The sequence below is a fragment of the Pseudomonas sp. P135 genome (genome assembly GCF_020312125.1).
GTDB classification, from domain to species: domain Bacteria; phylum Pseudomonadota; class Gammaproteobacteria; order Pseudomonadales; family Pseudomonadaceae; genus Aquipseudomonas; species Aquipseudomonas fragariae.
In genome coordinates this window covers 402775-429081 of the sequence record NZ_JAGPYR010000006.1, presented here as the reverse complement: position 1 = coordinate 429081, position 26307 = coordinate 402775, and the positions used below count along the sequence as shown (strand labels likewise).

The 26307-nt window shown below is 58.3% G+C and carries 21 protein-coding genes; 18 read left to right on the top strand and 3 right to left on the bottom strand.

From position 1 onward, the window contains the following. Positions 1-512: 512 nt before the first annotated feature. Positions 513-1505 carry an AraC family transcriptional regulator gene (locus KBY08_RS12610; protein WP_011266321.1) on the bottom strand — a complete coding sequence of 331 codons (993 nt, stop codon included), beginning with the start codon at positions 1503-1505 and terminating at the stop codon, positions 513-515. Between the two features lie 637 nt (positions 1506-2142). On the opposite strand from KBY08_RS12610, the gene KBY08_RS12605 reads away from it, so the two are divergent. From KBY08_RS12605 to KBY08_RS12590, 4 genes are all read left to right on the top strand, one after another. Then, positions 2143-3426: an MFS transporter gene (locus KBY08_RS12605; RefSeq protein WP_024661239.1), complete on the top strand. Its 1284-nt coding sequence runs from the start codon at positions 2143-2145 to the stop codon at positions 3424-3426. 213 nt (positions 3427-3639) lie between these two features. Beyond that, complete coding sequence (locus KBY08_RS12600; protein WP_011266323.1) at positions 3640-4221, top strand: alpha/beta hydrolase; 582 nt, start codon at positions 3640-3642, stop codon at positions 4219-4221. An 83-nt stretch (positions 4222-4304) separates the two neighbouring features. Further along, the gene (locus tag KBY08_RS12595; protein ID WP_024639271.1) at positions 4305-5255 is read left to right on the top strand and encodes a sigma 54-interacting transcriptional regulator; all 951 of its coding nucleotides are present in this window, start codon (positions 4305-4307) and stop codon (positions 5253-5255) included. A 203-nt stretch (positions 5256-5458) separates the two neighbouring features. Continuing rightward, positions 5459-6241 carry a MetQ/NlpA family ABC transporter substrate-binding protein gene (locus KBY08_RS12590; RefSeq protein ID WP_003403204.1) on the top strand — a complete coding sequence of 261 codons (783 nt, stop codon included), beginning with the start codon at positions 5459-5461 and terminating at the stop codon, positions 6239-6241. 162 nt (positions 6242-6403) lie between these two features. On the opposite strand, the gene KBY08_RS12585 is transcribed toward KBY08_RS12590, so the two are convergent. Then, the gene (locus tag KBY08_RS12585; protein WP_111522323.1) at positions 6404-7657 is read right to left on the bottom strand and encodes a lipase family protein; all 1254 of its coding nucleotides are present in this window, start codon (positions 7655-7657) and stop codon (positions 6404-6406) included. A 466-nt stretch (positions 7658-8123) separates the two neighbouring features. On the opposite strand from KBY08_RS12585, the gene KBY08_RS12580 reads away from it, so the two are divergent. From KBY08_RS12580 to KBY08_RS12555, 6 genes are read left to right on the top strand one after another with little or no spacing between them, the layout of a single operon-like run. Next, positions 8124-8804, top strand: a complete 681-nt coding sequence (locus tag KBY08_RS12580) for a class I SAM-dependent methyltransferase (protein WP_011266326.1) — start codon at positions 8124-8126, stop codon at positions 8802-8804. Positions 8805-8839: 35 nt separating this feature from the next. After that, positions 8840-10381, top strand: coding sequence for a class I adenylate-forming enzyme family protein (locus KBY08_RS12575; RefSeq protein WP_003403196.1), 1542 nt, complete (start codon positions 8840-8842; stop codon positions 10379-10381). Positions 10382-10397: 16 nt separating this feature from the next. Then, complete coding sequence (locus KBY08_RS12570; RefSeq protein WP_003403194.1) at positions 10398-11429, top strand: hypothetical protein; 1032 nt, start codon at positions 10398-10400, stop codon at positions 11427-11429. Then, positions 11422-12603 carry an acyl-CoA dehydrogenase family protein gene (locus KBY08_RS12565; RefSeq protein WP_011266329.1) on the top strand — a complete coding sequence of 394 codons (1182 nt, stop codon included), beginning with the start codon at positions 11422-11424 and terminating at the stop codon, positions 12601-12603. The genes KBY08_RS12570 and KBY08_RS12565 overlap by 8 nt, the downstream gene beginning before the upstream one ends. Before the next feature lie 35 nt (positions 12604-12638). After that, positions 12639-13025, top strand: coding sequence for an ectoine synthase (locus KBY08_RS12560; RefSeq protein ID WP_003403190.1), 387 nt, complete (start codon positions 12639-12641; stop codon positions 13023-13025). A 48-nt stretch (positions 13026-13073) separates the two neighbouring features. After that, positions 13074-14300, top strand: coding sequence for an MFS transporter (locus tag KBY08_RS12555; RefSeq protein WP_024659621.1), 1227 nt, complete (start codon positions 13074-13076; stop codon positions 14298-14300). Between the two features lie 112 nt (positions 14301-14412). Here the strand turns inward: KBY08_RS12555 and KBY08_RS12550 are convergent, their stop codons facing one another. Further along, positions 14413-17511 (bottom strand): autotransporter domain-containing protein, encoded by a 3099-nt coding sequence (locus KBY08_RS12550; protein WP_225651152.1) that lies wholly within the window; start codon positions 17509-17511, stop codon positions 14413-14415. 217 nt (positions 17512-17728) lie between these two features. Between KBY08_RS12550 and KBY08_RS12545 the strand changes: the two genes are divergently transcribed. The 8 genes from KBY08_RS12545 (at position 17729) to KBY08_RS12510 (ending at position 26170) form a co-directional block, all read left to right on the top strand. Beyond that, positions 17729-18625 carry a TauD/TfdA dioxygenase family protein gene (locus KBY08_RS12545; RefSeq protein WP_024640879.1) on the top strand — a complete coding sequence of 299 codons (897 nt, stop codon included), beginning with the start codon at positions 17729-17731 and terminating at the stop codon, positions 18623-18625. Between the two features lie 16 nt (positions 18626-18641). After that, entirely contained in the window at positions 18642-19517 is an 876-nt protein-coding gene (locus tag KBY08_RS12540) for an ABC transporter ATP-binding protein (RefSeq protein ID WP_024659620.1), read from the top strand. 232 nt (positions 19518-19749) lie between these two features. Continuing rightward, positions 19750-20616, top strand: coding sequence for an ABC transporter permease (locus KBY08_RS12535; protein WP_003317308.1), 867 nt, complete (start codon positions 19750-19752; stop codon positions 20614-20616). Positions 20617-20654: 38 nt separating this feature from the next. Continuing rightward, the gene (locus KBY08_RS12530) at positions 20655-21674 is read left to right on the top strand and encodes an ABC transporter substrate-binding protein (protein ID WP_024659619.1); all 1020 of its coding nucleotides are present in this window, start codon (positions 20655-20657) and stop codon (positions 21672-21674) included. Between the two features lie 614 nt (positions 21675-22288). Beyond that, complete coding sequence (locus KBY08_RS12525; RefSeq protein ID WP_024660469.1) at positions 22289-22522, top strand: DUF6124 family protein; 234 nt, start codon at positions 22289-22291, stop codon at positions 22520-22522. A gap of 89 nt (positions 22523-22611) precedes the next feature. Then, positions 22612-23607 carry an RHS repeat-associated core domain-containing protein gene (locus tag KBY08_RS12520; protein ID WP_225651151.1) on the top strand — a complete coding sequence of 332 codons (996 nt, stop codon included), beginning with the start codon at positions 22612-22614 and terminating at the stop codon, positions 23605-23607. 112 nt (positions 23608-23719) lie between these two features. Further along, on the top strand, positions 23720-24808 hold the full coding sequence (locus tag KBY08_RS12515) for an RHS repeat-associated core domain-containing protein (RefSeq protein ID WP_225651150.1): 1089 nt from the start codon (positions 23720-23722) through the stop codon (positions 24806-24808). 246 nt (positions 24809-25054) lie between these two features. Then, the gene (locus KBY08_RS12510; protein ID WP_024641565.1) at positions 25055-26170 is read left to right on the top strand and encodes an RHS repeat-associated core domain-containing protein; all 1116 of its coding nucleotides are present in this window, start codon (positions 25055-25057) and stop codon (positions 26168-26170) included. The last annotated feature ends 137 nt before the right edge of the window (positions 26171-26307 follow it).

The window sequence follows — 26307 nt, the reverse complement described above, 5'->3', positions numbered from 1 at the left end:
CGACGGTGAGCTTGAATTGCTCTGAATACTTGGCCATTTGAACACCCCCATTAGGTCGGATTGGTGTCCAACTTCTTGGGGGCAGTCCACAGCGTGGGAATGCCTGTCGTGACGCTCTGCGTCACATAATCAGGAGAGGACGCAGAGCGTCCAGAACGGCATACCCACGCGGAGCATGGGTACGATGGTGTTCTTCAGGGCGCGTTACGCCCGCGATCCCCCGGACACCTATCGTTCCTCACGCTCCAGCGTGGGAACGCCCTTCGTGACGCTCCGCGTCACACACTCAGGAGAGGACGCAGAGCGTCCAGAACGGCATACCCACGCGGAGCATGGGTACGATGGTGTTCTTCAGGGCGCGTTACGCCCGCGATCCCCCGGACACCTATCGTTCCTCACGCTCCAGCGTGGGAACGCCCTTCGTGACGCTCCGCGTCATGGATGTGCGCTGCGCCGCTTGAGCAAGAGTGGACGCTGAGCATCGGACACGATGGTGTGTCCTCCATCAGCGCTCAACGCACCACGCTGCTGCGGTACTGTTCCGGTGTCAGCCCGGTCCAGCGTTTGAAGGCGCGGCTCAGGCAGTCGGTGTCGGAAAAACCCAGCAGGTAGGCGATTTCGCTCAGCGAGCTTTGTTGATCGTTCATGTGCAGCAGCGCCAGGTTCTGGCGGCATTGGTTGAGCAGCAGGTCATAGCAGCAGCCCTCGTCGGCCAGATGGCGCTGCAGGTTGCGCGGGCTCAGGTGCAGGGCTTCGGCAATGCTTCTGACGGTGGGCTCGCCGTCCGGCAGCAGGGTTTCGATGGCCGAGCGTACGCGCTGCTCCCAGATCAGGGACGGTAACGGATCCCCTTGGGATTCCTGGCCGTTCAGCTGTACCGGGCCGTCATCCAGGTGGCTGTCGAATTGATCACCGTCAAACTCCAGCAAGTTCTCCTGCGCCGCAAACATGACCGGTGAGCGAAACAGGTCGTGCCAGGGCCGCGGGTCGTCGGGTGCCGGACGCTGCAGGTGCACGGCAAGCGGCGCGTAGCCCCGGCCGAGCCGATTGCGGCAGGTGCGCACGTAAATGGCGGCAAATGCATCCAGCAGCTCATGCACCGGTGACTGACAGGAGGGCGGCGTGCCGAAGCGAAATTCATAACGCTCGCCGACTGTCCTGAAGTCCAGCTCCAGAGAGTCCTCGGCCATCGAGCGGTAACGTACGATGCGCTCGAAAACTTCGCGTAGCGAACCGCTGGCGACCAGCGTGTAGCCCAGCGCATGAAACGCTGTCGGGCTGACAAAGCGTGAAACACGCAAACCCAGCGCCGGATCAAGGCTGGCTTGCACTGCCCGTTGCCAAAGCGCAGCGGTGACATCCGGCGAGAATTGCGCACCGGGTTCACTGAGCAAATTCAGGTCTATGCCCGCGCTCTGGCACAACGCATCGCTGTCCATACCCAGGGCAGTAAGCTGCTTGCGCAGCGCGGGGGTCCAGCTGGCGAGACTGCTTGGCTCGGGCATGCGCACGCCTCTTCCTGACATGAGGTGACTTCAGCGTCGGGCCCATGCCGATAAGGTCTCACCGGGCAACTCCCTTGCCTGACGCCGCCTTCAAGAATGAAAGCATTTGTGACAGTTGTGCAAGTGTCATGACGCGTTTCTTGCCGTCATGCAGAAAATATCTGTGCTGTAACCACTGAGTGATGCCCAATGGGCGCAAACGAGCTACCTGCAGACGCTGATTGCACAGTCGTCGTATGACGCGAAAATGCACCTCCCATTCTCAATGCTTCCCTGACCCATTGCTGAAGCAGGTCATAGCGTTTCTGTCATTTGACACCGGAATGGCAAATGACTATAAGTTCACTATGTTGTACGACAACATAAGACTCGAAAAAAATTACAACCACAAAAATAATTCAAAGAGTAACAACCTCATGACCAGTCTGAATTCTCAGGCCATAAAAGCATGCTTCTCGCACGGAAAATCTGTTTTTACACATGATCGTCGGCAGAAAGCGCCTAAAAGTCTTCTGAAGAAAACGTAATCTGAAGTTACACAAAACCAGCCGCCTCACGGCCTTGGCCGCGGGACGCTCATCGCCAATCTAAAAATAAACAGGGTGAAGAGATGAAGATAAAAGGCATTCGTTGGTGGATGGTGGGGCTGGTCACGGCCGGCCTGGTGGTCAACTACCTGGCACGCAACACACTGTCCGTCGCAGCTCCGACGCTCATGAGCGAGCTGAGCATTTCCACCGAGCAGTACGCGCACATCGTGGTCGCCTGGCAACTGTGCTACGCCATCATGCAACCTGTGGCGGGCTACATCATTGATGCGATCGGCACCAAGATGGGCTTTGCGATTTTCGCCATCGCCTGGTCTGCCGCCTGCGCTGCTGCCGCCTTCGCAACCGGCTGGCAGAGTCTGGCGATCTTCCGCGGCATGCTCGGCCTGACCGAAGCCGCGGGGCTTCCGGCCGGCGTCAAGGCGACCACTGAATGGTTTCCGGCCAAGGAGCGCTCGGTCGCCATCGGCTGGTTCAACATCGGTTCGTCGTTCGGCGCATTGCTTGCGCCGCCGCTGGTGGTCTGGGCCATTCTGCAGAGTGGCTGGGAGCTGGCGTTTCTGATTGTCGGCGGTCTGGGCATTGTGTGGAGCGGCCTGTGGCTGCTGCTGTACAAACACCCGCGCGATCAGAAGCGTCTGGGCGATGCCGAACGTGACTACATCCTCAGCGGCCAGGAAGCGCGTCTGAAGGACGCACCTGCCCGGAAAGGCAGCTGGAAGCGACTGTTCAAAAACCGTAATTTCTACGCGATTGCCTCGGCGCGAATCCTCTCCGAGCCTGCCTGGCAGACCTTCAATGCGTGGATTCCGCTGTACCTGATGACCGAGCGTCACATGAACATCAAGGAAGTCGCGATGTTCGCCTGGCTGCCGTTTCTGGCGGCTGACATCGGCTGCGTACTGGGCGGCTACCTGAGCCCGTTGTTCCACAAGTACTGCAAGGTGTCGCTGTTCACCTCGCGCAAGATGGTCATGCTGTTCGGCTGCTCCTGCATGATCGGGCCAGCGTGCATCGGGCTGGTCGACAGTCCCTACACCGCCATTGCCTTGTTGTGCATCGGTGGTTTTGCTCACCAGACCCTGTCGGGCGCGCTGTATTCGATCACCTCGGATTCATTCGGCAAAAACGAGGTGGCCACGGCGACCGGGATGGGCGGAATGTTCGGCTTTTTCGGGGCGGCGGCATTCACCATGGTGTTCGGCGTGCTGGTCACCAAAATCGGCTACAGCCCGCTGTTCGTGGTGCTGGCGATTTTCGACATCGTCGCTGCGATTGTGGTGTGGAACGTTGCCCGTGAAGTCCCGCAGCATGACGAGACAGTGCCGTTGACTGCGGGCGAGCAGGGTCCGCGTACTGTGCCTGCAACCTGAGGCCGTCGTAATCCTGTAACGAAGTGCGGATAATCTTTGCCCTGAAAGTGATTTTTATTAGAGGCCGTTCCTCGAAGGCAGGGAGTGGCCTCTTTTTTTGTCTGTCAGCCGATATTCGTTTTGGGAATTAATAAATAGCTTCTTATTCCTTAGCGAATATAACTTCCATCCCTATACTCGTTTCATGAACGCATACATGCAGGAGGCGAATCCATGCATAACGAGTCGATCCGGTATCTGATCGTGCCAGGCTGGCAAGGGTCTCCTGACGATCATTGGCAGACCCACTGGCAGAACAGCCTGCCCAACAGCACGCGCGTGGAGCAGGCCGACTGGCTCAAGCCACGTCGTGAAGACTGGGTGGGTGAGTTGCAACGCACGATTGCCGCGCATGACACGCCAGTGATCCTGATCGCGCACAGCCTGGGTTGCGTCACGGTCGCGCACTGGGCTCGACTCGCGCCGCTGGAAACCTTGCGTCAGGTGCAGGGCGCACTGCTGGTGGCACCGGCCGACGTCGAGCGTCCGAATTGCCCGCCTGCATTGCGTAATTTCGCGCCGATCCCTACTGATCTATTGCCGTTTCCGACGCAGATCGTCAGCTCTGACAACGACCCTGCGGTCAGCTCCCAGCGTGCCATGGAGATGGCGCGTCATTGGGGCGCCGAGCTAGGCTTTCTGAGTCAGGCCGGGCATATCAACGTCAAGTCCGGCCATCAACGCTGGGAGCAGGGCTTCGCTTACCTGTACCGCCTGCAAAACCGTCTGGAGCAACACGCGCGTCGTCGCGCATGACCGGGCAGCTTGTTTATCGGACTCACCGGGTCCCGTCTTTTTAAACGCTTGAGCCATCGCAAGGGCTCAGGCGGGAGTGTGTCATGAGCCTTCACGAAAACTTCGGCCAGCCGCTGCTGACCTTTCCCGATGCGGAAAAAAGCCCACTGAGCATTCGCGCCAAGGCGCTGGTGTTCATCGATCCACGCTCGCGCCGGTTGCGTGAAGAAATGGAGCAACTGGCTCCCCGTTCTCTTCCGGTACTGATCCGTGGCGAGTCCGGGACCGGCAAGGAATTGCTGGCCCGGCACATTCATCGCGGCAGTGATCGCTCGGGTTTGTTCGTTTCAGTGAACTGCGGTGCCATCAGCCCTACATACGCCGATGCCGAATTGTTCGGCTATGCCGCCGGAGCCCACAGTGGGACGGTCAGCAGCCGCGCGGGATGGTTCGGTTCGGCCAATGGCGGCACCTTGTACCTGGACGAGATCGGCGACCTGCCGTTGCCGATCCAGGTCAAGCTGCTGGCGGCCCTTGAAAATCACGAAGTCACGCGAGTGGGCGCGCAGCAGCCGAGCCCGGTCGATGTGCGTCTGGTCGCCGCCACCAGTATCGATCTGGCGCAGGCCGTGGCTGCCGGGAAATTCCACGAGCGTCTTTATCATTACCTGAGCGAGGGCCGCCTCGATCTGCCTGCATTGCGCGAGCAGCCGGGCAACATCCTGCCGTTGGCCGAATATTTTGTCGGGATCTACAGCCAGCGTCTGAACCTGCCGGTGCAACTGATCAGCGAGGAGGCGCAGCGGACGCTGGAGGCCCACAGCTGGCCCGGCAATACCCGTGAACTGGAGAACGTCATTCACTTCGCCCTGCTGGTCAGCAGCGGTGATGAAATTCGCGCACAGGATATCAATCTGCCGGACATCGCCGATCCGTTGACGCTGATCGAGCGCCAGACGCAGCTATTGCTCAACGGTAGTGATGGCAGGCAGCTTTCCGCGCTCAGGCAATTGCTTGAAACAGTCACCTCGGAGCTGGCGCGGCTACCTGCTTGAGCGCGTCCCGGCGCGGTCTTGATGAGGTACAGTAGCTTCTGGTGCAAAAAAGCATAAGCACTCGATTAAAAAGTATTTTATCGGAATATAAAACACCGGTAATGTCAGCATGATGTCGCAGGGTTCGGATAGCTGTGGCAAATCATTGAATAATAAGGTGTCATTTTCTGGATGACGCTCTCGGATTTCGTTAAGGACATTGCATGAAAAAGACGTTTTTGCTGACCGCTCTGGCGGCTGTGTTCTCCATTGGCCTGGCTCACGCAGGTGAAAAGCTGGTCGTCGGCGCAACGCCCGTACCGCATGCGGAAATCCTCAAACTGATCCAGCCGACGCTGGCCAAGGAAGGTGTGGACCTGGAAATCAAGGTCTTCACTGACTACGTACAGCCCAACGTCCAGTTGAGCGAGAAGCGTCTGGATGCCAACTACTTCCAGACCAAGCCTTACCTGGATGGCTTCAACAAGGGTAAAGGCACCAACCTGGTAACCGGCGTTGGCGTGCACGTCGAACCGTTCGGCGGCTACTCGAAAAAGTACAAGAGCGTGAAAGATCTGCCTGAAGGCGCAACCATTGCCATTCCGAACGAAGGCAGCAACGCCGGGCGTGCGCTGATCCTGTTGGACAAGAACGGCCTGATCACCCTGAAGGATCCGAAAAACGCACTGTCCACGCCGAAAGACATCGCCAGCAACCCGAAGAATTTCAAGTTCCGCGAACTGGAGTCGGCTGTACTGCCACGCGCCTTGAGCCAGGTTGACCTCGCGCTGATCAATACCAACTACGCGCTGGAAGCCAAGCTCAATCCGAAGAAAGACGCGCTGATCATCGAGGGTTCGGATTCGCCGTACGTGAACTTCCTCGTGACCCGCGAAGACAACGCCCACACCGACGCCATCGAGAAACTGTCGAAAGCGCTGACCAGCCAGGAAGTGAAAGACTTCATCAACAAGAAGTACGACGGCGCGGTACTGCCTGCGTTCTGACCCACTGACTCTCGTTCCTCCAACTATCATGCGACGCTCCGCGTCGCATGCCGTTCTGAACGCTCCGCGTCCGATCGTGAATGTGCGACGCAGCGCAGATCTGTGACGCAGAGCGTCACCCAAGGCATTCCCGCGCTGGAGCGTGAGGAATGACAACCTCAACTATCGTGCGACGCTCTTCGTCTCCCCACAATTCCCCGTCATAAGCTCCCCCGAAAATGCTTTCTCGACAAAACGTGTCGAGTCCGGCAGTGAGCCATTCACTGCGCCGGAGTGATCCAGTTGCGGGTAGTAATGCCATTCGATGCGGTCGCCTGCCCTGCACGCGTCCTTGACCAGCGCGATCTGGCTGCGAACAGGTGAGATGACATCCTTGCCCCCGGTACCGATAAATACCGGAATGTCCGACTTTACCGTCGGGTAGTCCGAATGGCGATTGACCTGATCCAGTGCTTTCTCGGGTGAACGTTTGAAACTGTTGTTGAACGTCAGTCCATCCGCGACCACCTTGCGCTCGATGGCTTGCAGGCATTCACGCTGGCTGGTTTCAAACGCGGGCTTCGCGCGGTCGCTCAGGTAATCGGCGGGATGCAGCAACGGGTTGATCAGCGCGGCGGTACTCAATCGCAACAGGTTGTAGGCCAGCGACGGCGAGACCTGATCGCGGAAGTTATCCGATCCCGTATGTTTCTCATGCAATTGAGCCATCGGATACGGCGTCCCGGTCGCAACCACGCCGACAATATTCAGCTCCGGTGCGTAAGTCTTCTTGTAGACAGCCGTCGCAAACGCCGCACGACCGCCCTGCGACTGACCAAACACAACAACCCGCGAAGACAGATTGAAATCCGCCCTCTGAACTGCACGAATGCTGTCCAGAACGCCGTAAGCCAGCGGGCTGCTCAGCCCGAACGGATGCAGCCCCGGCGTCCCCAGCCCCTCATAGTCAGTGGCCACAATCGCGTAACCGCGCCCGAGCCATTCATTCAGATAGCGCGTGTCGCGACCACTGCGCCCGGCAAAAGAAGGCGCGCAGACATCCGCACTACCAACCGTGCCATGCGCCCACGCCATCAACGGCCATCCACCCTTCGGCGGCGTGCCCTTGGGAGTAAACAGTGCGCCGGAGACTACGACTGGCTGGTTGTTGAGCCCATCGGTGGAGGTATACAAAATACGGACATTCTGGCCAGCATTATCAAGGCTCTGAATGGGCGTCAGTGGCTCGGCGCGCAGCATCCGTCCGGGCGTTGACGGCACTTTATCTGTCCATGCGTAAAACGCGGGAACACCGCCTTCGCCTGGCTGGGTATCGCCGACAGTTTTCGCGCTAGTGCCTGGTGCTCCGCTACAGCCTGTGAGCAGAGCTATCAGCAAGGCGACCAGAGCGGTCGAGGATCCTGGCGACGAGTACATGAATATTTCTCCGCGCGTTCACAGGAGAGGGCGTATCAGTGTCTTCGATAGTAAGCCGATTGAAGTACCCGCGTCACTGAGTGCAGCAGGTTCAGTGCATGAATCGAGCGATGTGAGCAAGCCCGCTATTCTATTCGTACTTTTGAACTAAGACCCTCATATGGATGAATCCTGTCATTCGTCGTTGACAAAATACCGGATCCAATACCTTGATTTTTCTTGACAGGAAATGGGGTTGGGTGTAAATATTTTGCCCGCTGCAATCCGTTTATTAGGCTGTTAAAAATGGATGCGACACGACTCATAATAAAATGGATTTTAAATGATGCCCTATTGTCTCGATCGCCATCTTCTATTCGCTACAGCGCTTCAAAGTCCATAATTTCATTGCTGGTATTTACAGGTCGCGCCGGTAGCGCGAAACAATGTGTTGTACATTGACCTCTAAAATAGGCAGGGAGTTACTATGAGAGTAGTGGACAGTTCCGTTCTGAAAAAGTGGTACGACAGCGAGTACAGTGCGTGCAGTAGTGGTACTTTGTTTGGCGAGTTAAGGGAGGAGTTAAAACGGTTTTTATCAAACTTGCCTGATGGTCCTGGTGACGTGCTGGAGCTTGGCTGCGGAGACGGTCGCAACCTCGCGGCTTTGGCGATTAAAGGCTACAGCCTTAGCGGCGTGGACATGGTTGACAGCACGGTACATAGCCGCCAGCTCAATCCATGGCTAAAGGACATGAATTTTCAGCAAGCGAATATCCTGAACTACACACCCGCACCTGAAGGTTACGACGTACTGGTGTGTTCTGAAGTGCTCCACTTTTTCACTAAAGATGAGCTTCAACAGGTCATGCCGAAAATAATCGGTGCAGTGAAACCCGGCGGGTATATCGTTCTGGACTTGTTGTCCGACTTGACTCGTTTCTTTCAAGCCACGGGAGAGCCGTTTATCTGGGATAAAGAAGCCGGGCTGTCCATCCAGGACAGCGAAGGCTTTTTTGATCGATGGCTTAGTGGCTTCGATATTGTTGATTTCAGTCACTTTTTTGATAATCAAAGTTGGCCACTTACCGACTCCGTCAGCCTGCCAATAGAGCCTTATACATGGCAAGGTACTTATGTGTCGGTGTGTGCTAAAAAACGTAAGTAATGCCAGGGATGTTTCGCTTAAAAGGAAGTTAAACGATGCAGTTGTTTCATCAGGTTATCGCAGATAACGCCCGTAGATATCCGACCAAGCCGGCCATTATTCTAGACGGGCAGGCGACTTCTTATCGGGAATTGCAACAGCGGGTAGATGACATCGCGTCGTTGCTTGCAACGCTCGGTATCCTCCCTGGCGACCGTGTAGGTCTCTACGCGCCGATCTCCATTGACCTGATCGCAAGCTATCTGGGTATGCTGCAAGCCGGAGTGATCACCGCTGCGACTCATCACACCCTCAGCCGTACCAAGCTGATTCATCAACTCAAGCATTCCGGTGCCCGGGTGCTGATCACCGACTGCACTGATGATTTGCCTGACTTGATCAATGAGGCCGGTCTCGAGCTTGTTTTGCTCACTGTCCCGATTCCAACAGCAATACCTGGTGTTATTCAACTTGCCGAGGCTGTCTCGGGGTACCGCGATGAAGTGAGCGCCGTAGCCTCATTATTGACCGATGACCCTGAACGCCCCACATCGATATTTTATACCTCGGGGTCGACCTTCAATCCGAAAGGCGTACTCGTCAATCACCGCATCATGTTGGCGGCCAGCAGTCGGGTCACTGCTTACCTGGGTAACGAAGCCGATGACCGAATCCTCAGCTACTCAACACTGGCATCGGATTACGGCGTCTATAACGTAATGATGCCGTTGTACGCAGGGGCTACCAGTGTCATTGAGAGCCGGCCTGCAGGTAGCGCAGAAGAAGTACTCGCGGTCGTCGAACGCGAGGCGGTGACCGCAATGCATGTCTTTCCTCCGGTATTTTGCCTGCTGGCCAATGCCGGACCCGAGTGGCAGGCACGGGTACCTGGCTTGCGTTATATCTCCAGCAGCGGACAGGCCCTTCATAGCCGTCACATTCAGCGCATTCGCCAGGCGCTGCCTCAGGTGCAGATTTTCTCCAACTACGGACTCACTGAATGCAAGCGCGTGAGCTACCTGCCCCCCGAGGAAATTGATCGCCGGCCAACGTCTGTAGGCAAACCTCTGCCCGGTGTCAGTCTGTACTTGCTGGACGAGCATGACCGGGTGATCGACCAGCCTGGGCAGGTTGGCGAGTTGCTGGTGACAAGCGACTACCTGATGCTTGAGTACTGGGACATGCCTGAAGCGAACGCCAGAGCCTTTGTTCACAATGCTTTCGGTCACTCGCGGCTGTACCGCACGGGCGATCTGTTCAAGCAGGACGCAGAGGGCTATCTCTACTATGTTGCCCGCAAGGACGACGTATTTGCGCGCAATATCTGGAACGTGAACCCACGGGAGATCGAGCAGTGTCTGGCTTCGCACCCGGCGGTTGCCGAGGTGCTGGTGGTGCCGGTCGCTGACGAGTCGGCCGGGCATGTGCCCAAGGCGTGCATCGTGCTTGATAGCGACCACCGTCAGACCAGCGGACAAACGCTGATCGACTATTGCAAGGCGCATCTGGATTGGCACATGGTCCCGACTCAGTGCGTGTTTCTTGAGGCTCTGCCAAAAACCGATTCGGGCAAGTTTTCCGCCAAAGGACTGATCTGATAGAAGGAGCTATGCCATGAAGACGTTACTCCAGCCAAATGTCGACACGCCCCTCGACCGTGACCTGCAACAGAGTGCGATGCTGAAACTTGCAGGACACTTCCACAGTCTGGCAACAGGTGCCACTCAAGTGCCCTTGCAGTCCCTGGACAGTCATCTACGGTGCGATATCCAGGACCCGCAGGTCCTTGATTACCACGATCGACTCATCTCGGGTGCCGGGCCATTATTTTCCCACTTTCTGGCCAGCGTGCCCTACATCCTTGAGGAACTGGCCAGAGTCGGCGTTGCGCTGGCCCGTTTTGCTCAGCTAAATAGCAGGGAAACAGGCCAAACCTTCAGCCTGTTTGAAGTGGACGCCTTTGACGGAAGTAACGGCCGCGCACTCGCGGGTCATTCGCATGGCTTGATTCAAAGCTTTACGTCCTCTCCGAACGCGGCCAATCAGATTACCTTCAATCGGCATGCCGACCCGGCGTTGTCGTTGTTCTTTGCGCAGTCGGTGTTCAAGGTAACAGGCGCTCTGTTGGCGACCCCCGAATACGATCGCTTCAGGGGGGGATTCGACTTCATCTATGAGATGGCCGCATTCCAGTTCTATACCCGTGACCGCGTTGGCCAGATTTCCCACATCAAGCAATTTCTGAAGCCGGGCGGCCTGGTATTTTTTCTGGAGAAGCTCGATCACCCCGATCCGGAAGAATACCTTTTGCGGGAGCGGATCAAGGATGAGCAGTTCAAGACCCGCTACTTCAGTGAAGAAGAGATACGCTGGAAGCGCCAGCAGATGCTCGAATACATGCAAAACGGTCAAGTCACGCTGGAAGCGCTGGTGAGCGCTCTTTGCGCTCGCTTCAAATGTGTGCACCTGCTATGGAGCAGCAGCAACTTCTGTGAGTTCGTTGCCTCGGACGACCCGCAACAGTTAGAACAGTTTCTGGATCTACTGGGCCCGACAGTCCAGCCAGCGGATTTTTGCTTTGAACGTTCGCGTCTTGGCGCCATAGCTCCTTCGCAAAAAGGTGTTGTGGAGTTTGGCGATGCTTGAGCCTGCCGAGCAAGCGTTCCAGCGCAACGTAGTGTCCTTGATGTGTCAGCGGGCGGTCGCGTATCTGCCTTTGTGGCGAGAGCGGGCTGCTGTGGCCGAAACAAATCGCCGGCTGAGCAGTAGCACATTCGACGAACTGTTTACCGAAGGCTGGCTGGATCTGGTATCGCCACGCGCGCCTGTCACACGTACGGGTCACTGGCCCACTCTGGTAGAAAGCGCACGGATTGCGGCTCGGGCGTGTGCCTCCACAGGCTGGATGCTGGCGTTGGTGGGTGGTCACGGCTCAATCGCCCGGCGACTGCCCCCCGCCTGTGTAGACCAGCTTTACAGCCATGGCCCACGACAGTTGTTCGCTTCAGCATCTACCAGTACCGATAGCCTGCTGTCCTTTGAACCAGAAGGTGTTCGGGTTGACGGGCGCTGGCGCTTCAGTTCGGGCATTGAGGATGCTACCTGGTTAATGCTCAACGCCCCCTGCGCTGACCACCCTGAAGCCGCTTGCACCCCGCGCTTTCTGGTGCTGGTCGCCGCCAACGAAGTGGAGAGGCTTCACAATTGGGACAGCTGCGGTATGGCGGCAACCGGTTCTCACGACGTGCTGCTCCGGCGGTTGTTGGTGCCGCATGACCGCGTCTTCGCGCTGCATGAAGTGTTTGCGCAGGACCCGCTTGCATTGGCGTGCGACTACATCGACAGGTTGCCCCTCGTGCCCTATCTGACCACCTCGATCATTGGCCCGCTACTGGGCTGTGCAGAGGGTGCTCTTGCCGCGTTTGTAGCGGCCTTCAACAGTTCATCGGCGGTAAGTGATCCCCGGATCGCCGAACAGGCTGCCCACTCGGCCGCACAGCTCTACAGCGTCGAGCTGTTGTATGACTCGTTGATCTCCCGGCTGCACGAGGCGGGACTCAGTGACCGGGTTCTGGACGCAGCGCAATTGTTGCAGCTCAAGCGCGACCGCGCCTATCTGGCGCAACAATGCGTACAGGCCGTGCACCGGTTAGTGGAAAGGCTCGGTGCGTCTTCCTTGGTTGCCAGTAACCCGCTTCAGCGTCACTGGCGTGATATCCAGGCGATGGCCGCGCACCGAGACGTGACCTGGAACGAAACGATGCAGGCCTGTGGCGACGCGATTCTGCGGCCTGCCACTGACAACGCTCAAAAGAATTGAGTTTTTTCCCGTCGGCCACCTCAGAGAGGTTTCACATGTTTGTTCGCAACAAAACCGATGTCGAGAACACCCCTTATTTCGTCGAATGGGGCGCCGGAACCAGTCACCGTCTGCTCACTGAACGTGATGCTATGGGCTTTACGCTGTGCCACACCATTGTCCGCGCGGGCACAGAGTCGCTCTTGCATTACCGCAATCACCTTGAGGCGTGCTATTGCATTGGAGGTGAAGGCGAAGTCGAGGACATGCAAGGCAACGTATTTCCGATCCGGCCTGGGGATGTGTATGTGCTTGACCAGCACGATCGGCACTTTCTGCGCGGAGGCAAGGAGCAGGACCTGATACTGGTCAGCGTCTTCAATCCGCCTTTGCGTGGGGACGAGCGACATAACCTCAATGACGGTACGGGATCCGCCTACTAATGTTTCTTCTGGCCGCTATGCCACACCGCTTACTGACAGGAGTTCTCCATGCGTAAGGATTACCTCGCTTTTTTTATCTCGCTTTTTCTATCGAGACTGGCGGACCAGATCCTGTTGTTTATCGTGCCGCTGGTGGTATTCCAGACCACCAACAGCGCTTCATGGGCCGGGCTGGCGTTTTTCGTCGAATCGCTGCCGAGGTTTCTCGCGTTTCCGTTGTGCGGTGCCCTCTGCGACAAATACCCGCCAGTCAAAATTCTGCATATCAGCCAGATCTACCGGGCATCGCTGTGCGTGCTGGCGATGGTGCTCTACGCCATCTTTGGCGGTATCGGATGGCTGGTGGTGTTATCGGCACTGTGCGGGGTGCTGACCACGCAAGGCATCATGGCGCGCGAAGTGCTCATGCCGTATATCTTTCAGCACTACAGCTACACCAGAACGCTGTCCTATTCCCAGATCGCCGACCAGTCAGGGCTGGTTCTCGGGCCCCTGGTCGCGGCACTGATGCTTGAAGTATGGGCCTGGCACTGGGTGGTGCTGTTGACCGCCGGCCTGTTCCTGCTGGCAGACCTGAGCATGCTCGCGTGGCAACGTCTCAGCCGTATCACGCTTGAGGTGTTCGAGCAGCATCAGGACATCTGGCTGCAGCCATTGCGGATTGCCTTCGGGCACATCCGCAGCCTCGCGGAATTGAAAAAGATCATCACGCTGGCGGTAGGCGTCAACCTGATCGTCGGTGTCACGCTGGCGACCTCGGCAGCCATGGTGATCGGTGAGTACAGCGCCGGCAAAGACAGCTATGCCGGGCTGCAGGCGGCGGGCGCGGTGACGACCATCGTTATCCTGTTCTTCCTGGCCCGCGTGGCTCTGCCTATGCGCGTGCTGGGTGGCGTCGGCTTTTCGATGATCGCGACCGGGGCATTTATCAGCGCTCTGAGTCCGAACCTGATTGGCTATGCGCTGGGGTTTCTGTTGATCGTCGGCTTCGACAAGATGTTCAACGTCTACATGCGCACCCTCCGGCAGCGGGTGATACCGCCTCAGGACTTCGGCAAGACGGTGGGCGTGATCACGTTGCTCAACAACCTGTCGCAGCCTCTGGCAGGTTTGCTGGTGGCCCTGCTCGCGGCGCCCTTGGGCATTCGCCAGGTCATCCTGATGCTGGCCGTGCTGACGAGCGTTATCGGAGCGGGTGCCCTGTGGTGGTTTGCAAAGGCACGCAGCCCTTTCCCGACCTCGATTGTTGAGGCTGATCGGGAGGCCGGGAAATGAAAACGAGAGAGCTGGAGTTGGATGAAGTCGAGGGTCAACGCAAGAGCGCTCAGACCCCCTGATAACTTCGGCAGGCTGCTCTCCGCCCCTACAGAGAGCCGCCGCTTCAGCCTTAGAACGCCAACGTCACCCGGGCATTCAGCGACTGATCCGATGCGTCGTTGCTCACCTGACCGTCGTAGCTCAGGCCCACGCTCAAGGTGTCGCTCAACCCCAGGTCGACACCTGCGCCGAGCACGGCTGCGCTGCGGGCGATGGGGGCGCCGGAGAGTTCGAAGGTGCTGCCGCCGCTGAAGGCCGAGCGGCTTTCCGGGGTGACGTCACCGTAGGCGCGACGCCAGCCCAGTGTGGCGTTGGGTTTGATCACGACGCTGCCAGCGCTCAGGCGGGTCGCTGCACGCAGGCCCAGGGTGCTGAAGGTGATGTGGTTGTCCTGGGACTTGTTCTGCAGGCTGATGGCGTTGCTGTTCTCGTCGAAGGCGTCGGTGTCCAGGCGCACATGCGCTAGGTTGGCGAAGGGTTCGAGCTGTGCGTTGCCCATTTCCAGGGTGTAGCCCAGTTCGCCGAAGACCTGATTGGTCGCTGCCTTGTAGTCTTCCTTGAAGTGTTCGGACGAGCCCGGCAGGTCCAGCGTGCGCTTGGCGGTCAGCTCATGCCAGGTGCGCACCGCGCCGAGGCGCAGGCCCAATTGGCCCCATTTCGCGCCGCCGTAGACACCCAAGTGGTAGTTGTCGCTGTCGGTCGAGCCGGACGCGTGGCGCAGGTCGAAGCTGCTGTTGCTGAAGCCGGCCAATGCACCCACACGCCAGGTGTCGTCGAGCGGTACGTCGGCGCCGAACAGCAGGCCGCTGGTACGGGTTTCGAGGCCCGAGGCGTCACGGCTGCTGTCGGTCTGACCGGTCGCGCCGATGGCCTGGGTCCACACCACACCGCGCGAGGCGTCACCGGCGAGGGTTTGCGTGGTGCTGCCGAACGCCTGTGTGGATTGCGCTTGTTGCATGCGAGCATTCATGGCATTGCGCACCAGCCGACTGTCTTCGATCAGTGCAGATTGGGTCGATGCATGCAGCTCGTTGGACAGCGCGCTGAACGTGGCCTGCGCCGTCGAGGCGTCGTCCTGTACCACCTGACGCCACAGCGCGTTGCCTGCGCCCGCGCTGTCCAGACCCTGTGCGACCGCCTTGGCGTTGCGCGTGGTCGCCAGGCTGGCGAAGGTTTGTGCGTTGCGATCCAGCGTCAGGCCGACATCGGTGGCGGTGTAGTTCAGCGTCGGGGTAAGGAACGCGAAGTTGGTTTGTACGGCGGCAAATGCACCGCTCACGCCACCGGCTGCGGAGAGGATCGAGTAACGGCTCGCGGCCAGCCAGTTACCGCCTTCAACCAGTGACAGCGTGCTGTTATTGATCGTCGCACGACCGCTGGCGACGATGCGGTCGGCTTTGCCACTGGCGTCCGACTCGACCTGATAGACCGAACCCTGAGCCAGGTTGACGTCACCGTTGACGTTCAGTTGCCCGACCGAATTACCCGGCGCGACCACGCCGCCCTGAGCGACGTTGATGCCGCCCACGGTGCCGTTGCCACCCAGCGTCGCGCCTTGCTGCACGCTGACGATGGAGTTACCGAGGTTGCCATTCACTGCCAGGCGACCGGCCTGCACGGTCGTCGCGCCGGACAGGCTGCTGTTGCCGGTCAGGTTCAGTGAGCCGACACCGCGTTTGATCAGCGCACCGTTGCCGGTCAGGGTGTTGGCGAGGGTGTCGTTGGTGGACTGATCGACTACCAGCGTTGCGTTGTCGGTGATCGTGCCGCTGCCAAAGGCCTGGGCATGACCGGTCAGGGTGCCGCCTTTGATCAGCGTGCCGCCCGAGTAGGTGTTGTTGCCGGTCAGGATCAGGTTGCCCGTACCGTTCTTGATCAGCGCACCGCTGCCGCTGATGTCGTTGCGCCAGGCGTCGATGGCGTTGTAGCCGCCCAGGCTGGCGTTCATGTTGACGGTGACGTTGGAATTGAACGCGCCGTAACCATCGCCTGCGGCATACAGGTTCAGGCGACCGTAGCCACCTGACTGATCGATCACTGCATAGCCCGATGACAGTTCGGTGGTCGCCAGAATCTCGCGACGCTGGCTGGCGTCGAGGTACGGGAAGCGTGTTTCCAGCAGCACTTCCGCGTTGGTCGGCACGACCGGGGCCAGGTTGGTCGGGCCGACCGGGTCGAAGCCGTAGGTCATGCGCGCGGTGTACAGCGCCTTGTCCTGCGCGTGCTGGGACGTGCGGTCGGTGGCCGGGTCGATGGCCGTCATGCAATTGTTGACGTTGCCGCCGCACTGAGCAGTGAAATAGGCCAGCGCCTGTGCGCGAGCATCGGCGCGCAATTGCGTGTTGACGGAATTGGACAGGTTGTCGATGGCGAAATGGGTCGCCGTAATACGCCCGCCCATCACGTCGAAGGGCGAGTGCATGCCCGCTTCGATGCGGTTGTCGCCGATCTCCGAAGCACGCAGCATCAACTCGCTGAACCGCTCGGGGATCGCGTAGGCCAATGCGTAGGCTGACAGGTAGGCGGCGTTGGTGTGACCGCTGGGGAAACCCGAGTCACTGGCCGGCGTGGTGCTTTCGGCCGGGCGCAGGGAGGGCGCGACGACGAATGCCAGGCTCTGTCCGTCGAGGCTCTGCCGCCATGGCCGTGGATACAGATAGTGGGACTTGGCCGGGGTCGTGGACGCATCATTGCGCACCGCGCCGACCAGATCGACCACCTTGCCCAGCGCCGAAGACGAACTGCCTGCGCCATTGCCCTTGTCGTCGTACCTGACGGTTTTGTTGCTGTCGTCGAATTGCGTGATCGTTGTGAACGCGCCCGCGCCGGCTTTATAAGCATCGCTCAGCGAGCCCAGGCCGCTGATGGCGCTGTAGCTCTGGTCGCGGCGGTCATCGAAGTAGGCAGCGGTTTCCTGCGCCAGCGTGCGCGAGTTGGCGCGGTCGACCACGATCTGCAAGTTGCGCCGAAGCAGGCTCTGACCCAGGGCGGTGGGCGTGCCGGTGTCCCAGGTTGCACCGGTTGTCCACAGGGTGTTGAACCCGGAGAGCAGGTCGACACCGTTTATACGGTCGTCACCTGAACGGCTTGCCGCCTGAACGGATACGGCAAGCAACGAAAGTATCAATGACGACACCATTACATGGGCAGCCGGTTTATTGGATCGCATAGCGGGCGCTTCACTCGATTCGGATAAGGCGCCGACCCTAGCAAGCCGTTCTGACACTTCGATGTAACTGTCATGACACATTTATGCTGGCTGACGTTACACAGCGAGGCAGTGAAAACTTCAGCACTATCGATATTCCTTAACGGTATTTAAATTCTCTTTCTTATATCTATAGAGTTTCGTCTTTCAGTCACACAGTCCTGGAGTCGGAGTTCTCATGCCAGCAGCCTCCCTCGCTTCATCGTCCGCTCAACCTGCTTCGCAAGCGTTCGAAGTGCGTCCATTCACCGAAAAGGTGGGCGCGGAAATCGTTGGGCTGGATCTGTCCAGGCCGTTGAACGATGCCGACTTCGCTCGTGTGCATCAGGCACATCTGGATCACCATGTGGTGGTGTTTCGCGATCAGCAAATCACGCCGCAACAGCAGATCGATTTCAGCCGGCGCTTCGGGGTGCTGCAGATCCATGTGCTCAAGCAGTTTCTGTTGGCCAACCACCCGGAAATCCTGATCGTCTCCAACATTGTCGAGAACGATAAGCCTGTGGGCCTGGGCGATGCCGGCAAGTACTGGCATTCGGACCTGTCTTACAAGGAACTGCCGAGCCTGGGCTCGATGCTTTACGCCCAGGAGTTGCCGAGTGAAGGCGGCGATACGCTGTTTGCAGACATGCACCTGGCATGGGAAACGTTGCCGCAACACCTGCGCGATGCCGTCGAGGGGCGTTCAGCGGTGCACAGTTACACCGCACGCTACGCCGAGGGCCATAACGCCGCCAACTGGCGTCCGACCCTGACCGCCGAGCAGCTGGCGCAGGTAGTTGAAGTCAGCCATCCGATCGTTCGCACTCACCCTGAAAACGGGCGCAAGGCACTGTTTGTCAGCGAGGGTTTCACTACACGCATCCTCGGTCTGCCGGAAGACGAGAGCCGTCAGATTCTCAACGAGATTTATGCTCACAGCGTGAAGCCCGAGCACATTTATCGGCACCAGTGGCGGGCCAACGACATGGTGTTCTGGGACAACCGTTCCCTGATCCACCTGGCTGCCGGCTGCCCGGCGCATCTGCGTCGCAAACTGCATCGCACGACCATTCAAGGCACCGCGCCATTTTGATCCAGGAGAGCCGTTCATGAATGCTGTCGCGCAAGGCCACACGGCCAGCACCCAAGCGCAGTCGGCTGCACAGCCCACTGCTGAAGCCTTGTTGCAAGTCCGCGGCGTCAGCCTCGAATACCGCACGCCAGAACGCGTTGTGCGGGCGACGCATCAGGTCAGTTTCGAAGTCGATCCGGCCGATCGTTTCGTGCTGCTCGGCCCATCCGGTTGCGGCAAGTCGACCCTGCTCAAGGCGGTGGCCGGTTTCATCGAGCCCAGTGAGGGCGAGATTCGTCTGGCGGGGCAGCAGGTCACCGAGCCTGGCCCGGACCGCATCGTGGTGTTTCAGGAATTCGACCAGCTGCCGCCGTGGAAAACCGTGATCGAGAACGTCATGTTTCCGCTGCTGGCATCACGCACGCTGAAGCGCCCCGAAGCGCTGGAGCGCGCGCGTTACTACCTGGAAAAGGTCGGCCTCAGTGCGTTTGCCGATGCCTACCCGCACACCTTGTCCGGTGGCATGAAAGCCCGCGTGGCGATTGCCCGGGCTCTGGCCATGCAGCCGAAAATCCTGCTGATGGACGAACCCTTTGCCGCGCTGGATGCACTGACCCGACGCAAGATGCAGGAAGAACTGCTGGAGCTGTGGGACGAAGTGCGCTTCACGCTGCTGTTCGTCACGCACTCCATCGAAGAAGCGCTGGTGGTTGGCAATCGCATCCTGCTGCTTTCCCCGCATCCTGGCCGTGTACGGGCGGAAATCAACAGCCACCAGTATGACCTGAAAAGCCTCGGCGGCGTTGGCTTCCAGCAAACCGCGCAGCGTATTCATCGGTTGTTGTTCGATGAGGGCGAGACCGGGCCGGTGGAGCAGGATCTGAATTTTCAGGACATCCGGATTGCTTATTGACTGGCCGCACTGGTACAGGTTTTTGATTCTGGCCGAAGGCCGTAGGAGCGAACTCGTTCGCGAAGACGGTAGTTCAGACAATGCATCTTCTGAGAATGTAACGGCCCATTCGCGAACAAACTCGCTCCACGCCCTGCGAGCAGAATCAAAGGCTAAATAATGAATGCTGTGCGTATTAACGCTTCCCAGAGCGTTCTGTATACGCTTTTTACGACTACCGAGAACCCGAATCATGAGCCTCGCACCTCCCGCTCGCGAAGAATATGAAATCACGCTGGAGCCTTTCACTCAGGAAGACCTGGCCCGCGACCTGCCCCTGGCACAGCGCATCTGGCAACTGAGCTGGGTGCGCAAATGCGTCATCATGATCGCCCTGGCGGTGATCTGGGAACTGGCCGCACGTCTGCAGAACAACGACCTGCTGTTGCCGAGCTTTCTGCAAACGGCTGCCGCTTTTTATGACGGGCTGATTTCCGGTGAGTTGCCGGGCAAGGTCTGGATCTCCCTGACCGTGCTGATTCAGGGCTACCTGATCGGCATCGTGCTGGCGTTCGCCCTGACCACCCTGGCAGTGTCCACCCAACTGGGCCGCGACCTGCTCAGCACGCTGACTGCGATGTTCAACCCGCTACCGGCCATTGCCCTGCTACCGCTGGCGCTGCTGTGGTTCGGGCTGGGTCAGAACAGCCTGATCTTTGTGCTGGTACATTCGGTGCTGTGGGCACTGGCGCTCAATACTTACGCGGGCTTTCTGGGTGTCTCGGAAACCCAGCGTATGGCCGGGCGCAACTATGGTCTCAAAGGCCTGCGCTTTGTCTGGCACATCCTGATTCCCGCTGCGCTGCCATCGATTCTCGCCGGTCTGAAAATCGGCTGGGCCTTTGCCTGGCGCACGCTGATTGCTGCCGAACTGGTGTTTGGCGCCTCCTCCGGCAAGGGCGGTCTGGGCTGGTACATCTTCCAGAACCGTAACGAGCTATATACCGACAAGGTCTTTGCCGGCCTGGCGGCAGTGATCCTCATCGGCCTGCTGGTCGAGAACCTGCTGTTCGCCAACATCGAGCGCCTGACCGTCAAGCGCTGGGGCATGCAGCGTTGAAACGCTGTCTTTTTTTGAATAATCAGGGTGAGAACCACATGAACACTGCATTTCAACGCCCGGCACTGACTGTGTTGGCGGCGACGCTTGGCTTGTTTGGCGCGCTGCTCAGCGGCGGTGCCCAGGCTGAAGGCAAGATCAGCATCGCTCAGCAATTCGGCATCGGCTACCTGATCCTCGACGTGGTGCGCGATCAGAAACTGATCGAGAAACACGGCAAGGAGCAGGGCCTCGACATCAAGGTCGACTGGAACAGCATCTCCGGTGCCACCGCGATGAACGAAGCGTTGCTGGCTGGCGCACTGGATGTGGTGTCGGCAGGCGTGCCGCCGATGCTGACCGTCTGGGACCGCACCAAGGGCAAGCAGAACGTCAAGGCGATTGCCTCGCTGGGTTCGATGCCCAATTACCTGCTGACCAACAACCCCAACGTCAAGACCCTCAAGGACTTCACCGACAAGGACCGCATCGCCGTACCGGCTGCGGGCGTGGGCTTCCAGTCGCGCACGTTGCAGATCGAGACCGCCAAGCTGTTCGGTAACGACAACTACAAGAAATTCGACAACATCTCGGTCAGCCTCGCGCACCCGGATGCGACTTCCGCGCTGATTGCCGGTGGCTCGGAAATCAACTCGCACTTCTCCAGCCCGCCGTTCCAGTACCAGGAACTGGAGAACCCCAATGTGCATAAGGTGCTCAGTTCCTATGACGTGCTGGGCGGCCAGGCGACGTTCAACGTGCTCTACACCACCGAGAAATTCCACGACGAAAACCCCAAGACCTACAAGGCGTTCTACGATGCGCTGGCCGAAGCCGAGAAGATCATCAAGGCCGACAAGCCCGCTGCCGCGCAGACCTACATCCGCGTCGAGCAATCGAAGCTGCCGTTGCCACTGGTAGAGAAAATCGTCGCCGACCCGGAAATCGACTTCACCGTCACGCCGCAGCGCACCTTCATCTACGCCGAGAAACTGCATGAGCTGGGTGTGTTGAAAAACAAGGCGGCGAGCTGGAAGGATTTCTTCTTCGAAGAAGCGCACGGCACCCAGGGCAGTTGATCGGCGCGGTTTGCGGATGACGCGGAGCGTCACGAACGGCATTCCCACGCAGAGCGTGAGGAACGATAAGTGATCTCGGGAACGCCATCGTACCCATGCTCCGCGTGGGTATGGATTTCCGGACGCTCTGCGTCCTCCTGAATGTATGACGCGGAGCGTCATGAAGAGCATTCCCACGCAGAGCGTGAGGAACGATAAGTGATCTCCCGGGCGCCTATCGTTCCTCACGCTCCAGCGTGGGAATGCCGTTCTGGACGCTCTGCGTCCTCTTCTGAAAGATTCAGGTTACTTCCGCTCACGAAAAACCTGTCCTGCAGGACCTTTCCTTCAGTCTTTTCTCTTTCCTGCGTATGACCTTTCCTAGAAAATCCCGGGCCCTTGCGCCTGCCAAGTCTGCACTCTAGGCTGCGTCGGTCGCTGATTTTCAGCGATCGGGTTTAGCAGCCTGTCCAGAGACACGCAGCGCAATTACCGTTTTATGGCGGCTTTGCGTGGGGCACTTTCGAGTGCGCCGGGTCTGTGTTCTCTACCGGTCTGCTAACCCGCGTCAAAGTCGCCACCCTTGTTTGTTTAGCAGCGAACATCTGATGGCCCCACTTGCAGAGGCACACATGATGATCAACTCAACCCCGTCCCCGCCGCTCCCCAACTCTCTGGAAGACTCTCTGATACAGGTCAGCGACATACTGCGCTGTGCCTCTGCCACCGCGTATGAAACCGGTGACAACCTCGATGGCCTGAAACGCGATCTGGCGTTCTCGGTGGTGCATCTGATCAATATGGCCAAGGCCGAGCTGGAGCGCTCGCTGGCATGTGTTCAGAACCCTGACAGCCCTGATGAAACCTAGCAGTTCTACGAGTAGCCGCTAAGGTTCAGTTAACGCATTGTGTGCTTGAAGAGGCCTGCCTCGCTGAAAGACCACTCCGGTTACTCGTCATGCGCCAGCAAACCACTCCATGCCGCTACCGCTACGACGCGCTGGACCGGCTCGCGACTCGCACGCCTGTGGGAGGGTCCATTGCCCGTTCGTTCTATCAGTCCGACACGCTGGCCAGCGAGATTCAGGATGCAGAACACCTTCGCTTCCTGCATCACGATCGCCAGTTGCTCGCTACGCAGTCAGCGCTCGCCACGTTGTTGATCGGCTCGGACCAACAGCACAGCGTGCTCCACACCGTATCGGCCGGCTTGCCTGCCGCTATCGCCTACACCCCCTACGGGCATCGGCAAGCGCTGAACCCGCTGCCAGGCTTCAACGGTGAGCGACCTGACCCGTTGACCGGTCATTATCTGTTGGGCAATGGTTATCGCGCCTACAACCCCGTTCTGATGCGCTTCAACAGCCCTGACAGCCTGAGTCCGTTTGGCAACGGCGGAGTCAATGCGTATGGCTATTATGCGGGTGACCCGGTCAATCGATCCGATCCTACGGGACATGGACTCATTGATGATGTGCAGACGTACATCTACCTTGGCACAGCCCTTGTTACCGGCGTTTTTGGCCTTCTGACGGCTCGTTCGTCTATAAAGGCTGTGATAAAGGGAGTGAAGCTAGATCCCGAAGCAAACGCTGTCGATGCCCTCTCCCAGACTTCCGCGCTCAGAAGACCGGCGACCACGGTGGAAAAAGTCTCGGCAGCCATTGGTGTCGGAGCGCTGATTGCCAGTGCGACATGGACCGCCTCTTATATTGCAGGTAAGTTCGAGCGTGATTCACTGGCAGCTCGTACGCTGAGAAGCGTTGCTATAGTTGTTGTTGTCCCTGTCGTCGGGCTTCGTGGCTGGACGTATTATCGTTCCAGACCCTCAGCGCGAGCTGCAAAAAAAGCTTCGATGTCTAAGCAGAGCTCCTTAACTGGGTCTAATCGCATTCGATCCTCACGTTCAAGTATTCGAAGTGATGATCCAGAGATTCAAAACACTCATCTTTGAACATCCTCTTCGTTCTCTGCATAAACCCGGTCGCTGACATTTTTACCAGTAGACCTGCATCACGACTCGGGTCACGCTGAAGCTCTGACTTCGTCATCATCAGGGAACGATAATGGCCATTCTGTGCAGGTACACCTACGACCCGCTGGACCGTGTGTCCACATTGACGCCGTTGGCTCAGGCCGTCTTCAACCGGTTCTACAACGGCGAACAACTGATGACCGAGTTGCAGGGCGGCAGGCAAAGAACCTGTGTCCGCGCAGGCGGCCAGCTGCTGGCGCAGCAGAGTCGCGAGGGTGATGAAGTGATGACGACGATGCTCCCCGGTGACCAGCAAAACAGCGTTCTGCACGCGAGCGGTGCCATGCAGCAAGCAGATATTGCCTATTCGCCTTACGGTCATCGTGATGCTGTCCGGCCTGTCGCGGAGCTACCCGGTTTCAACGGCGAGCAGCCTGACACGCTGACCGGCCATTACCTGCTCGGCAATGGCTATCGCGCCTACAACCCGGTTTTGATGCGCTTCAACAGTCCGGACAGCATGAGCCCGTTTGGCAAGGGTGGGGTGAATGCGTATGCCTATTGTGTGGGGGATCCGGTTAATCGCACAGACCCTACAGGGCATGAGTCCTGGGAATTTTATGCAAGCTTGGCCATGGCTGTGGTGGGTGTTGCATTAGGCATTTATGCCTTTCCTAGAGTACGGAACGTTAAAGTGGTTGGGCCGACTATGCTTGCCGGATTTGGTGCTTCTTCCGCGACTACAGCATCTGCGCTTATGAATTATTACGATGTAGAGGGTGGCTCGGAACTGGGTTGGGCGGCTGTTGGTCTGGGTGCCTTGTCATTGGCCGGTGGTGCAATGTCCGCAAAATCCGCCTTTACTCGTGGCCGGGCTCGCGGCCCGACAAATAGCTCCGCGAGAGAGCTTCCAGATCACCACTCTGCGCCATCCGCTGCATCCACCGACAGGCCCCCAACTTACGACCAAGCGATGGAGCGTCCCAACGCGCCACCGCCCGTCTATGTCGAAGCGCCACCGCCCACCTATGCCGAGGCGATAGAGCTAGCTGAATTTCCTTCTCGGCCTGGTAATTCCTCGGTGCGGAGCAATTCGGCCTCACCTGCATTACCCGGTATTTCAATTGATGTTGCGCGTATCCGTGGGAGTGCCGGGTCGGTGCGCGAAACGGCAGTTTAATCTAAACCAGATTCCATTTCGTCAGGGACCTTCAGGGTAGATGTGTCTTCTGGAATTTTATCGCGCCTACAAACCCCTTTTGATGCGGTTCAACGGCGCCGAGAGCCTGAGTCCGTTTGGCCTGAAATCAGCATTGCGTCTCTCCACGCTCTACATGAACCTGGTCGCTGACATTTCTGCCAGTAGACCTGCATCACGACTCGGGTCACGCTGAAGCTCTGACTTCGTCATCATCAAGGAACGATAATGGCCATTCTGTGCAGGTACACCTACGACCCGCTGGACCGTGTGTCCACATTGACCCCGTTAGCTCAGGCCGTCTTCAACCGGTTCTACAACGGCGAACAACTGATGACCGAGTTGCAGGGCGGCAGGCAAAGAACCTGTGTCCGCGCAGGCGGCCAGCTGCTGGCGCAACAGCTTCGGGAGGGCGATGAGGTCGTGACGACGATGATCGCCGGCGACCGTAACAATAGCGTTCTGCACGCGAGCGAAGCCGGGCAACAATCTGACGTTGTCTATACGCCATTCGGGCATCATCAAGCCGTGCAGGCTAGTGCAGAGCTACCCGGTTTCAACGGCGAGCAGCCTGACCCGCTGACCGGCCATTACCTGCTCGGCAATGGCTATCGCGCCTACAACCCGGTTTTGATGCGCTTCAACAGTCCTGACAGCATGAGCCCGTTTGGCAAGGGCGGGTTGAATGCGTATGCGTATTGTGTGGGTGATCCGGTCAATCGGGTTGATCCGACGGGGCATTTCTCGGCGTTGGCTGCTTTGATATCAGGCATTGTACTTAGTGCTGCCGGAGCGGGCGCAATAGCGACGGCTGCCGGGCTCAAGGATTCGGACAGTACGCTCGGTACCACGCTCACCGTCGTCGGGAGCATCTCTTTGATGGCCGGCTTGGGGGCATTTGCTACGACGGGTTTCAAGTTAAAACAGACGAGCGTCAAGTTAAAACAAATGAGAGCCAAGATTAAAACAGGCAAGAGGGAGGCGAGTGATTTGGCGTCCGCTAGAAAACAATCGAGCGCTCGCCATGCTGAGGCATTGACTCGCCAGGCTGATGAATTGACTCGCCATGCTGATGAATTGAAGGGCCCCCCCGCATCTTCTGACAGTGCACTTACGTTTCGATTAGAGCTTATGGAGGCCGACGTCATGAAGAACGGTCCTTACGATTACTATTCTTCCAGCTTTCTTGACCCGGTTATGCTCAATAAAATACGAGATAAAGATGCGAAACGCGTTGTAGTACTTGATTCGACTAGTAGGCCCCCTGGTTTACTGACTTTGACGCGTATCGATGATGGTCAGACGCTTCGCACTAAAGCACACGCGATCAGGGAGATAACGTGAGTGGCATTGAAATTACCGGGAGGGATCAATATGCATCGCTGTTGCGGGACTAAAGAGGTCAGTCTCATCTAACTATAAAAGCAGACTCCGCTCATGTCTGTTGTCACGGCCCGCACGGTAAACGAAGGCTTGGGCTA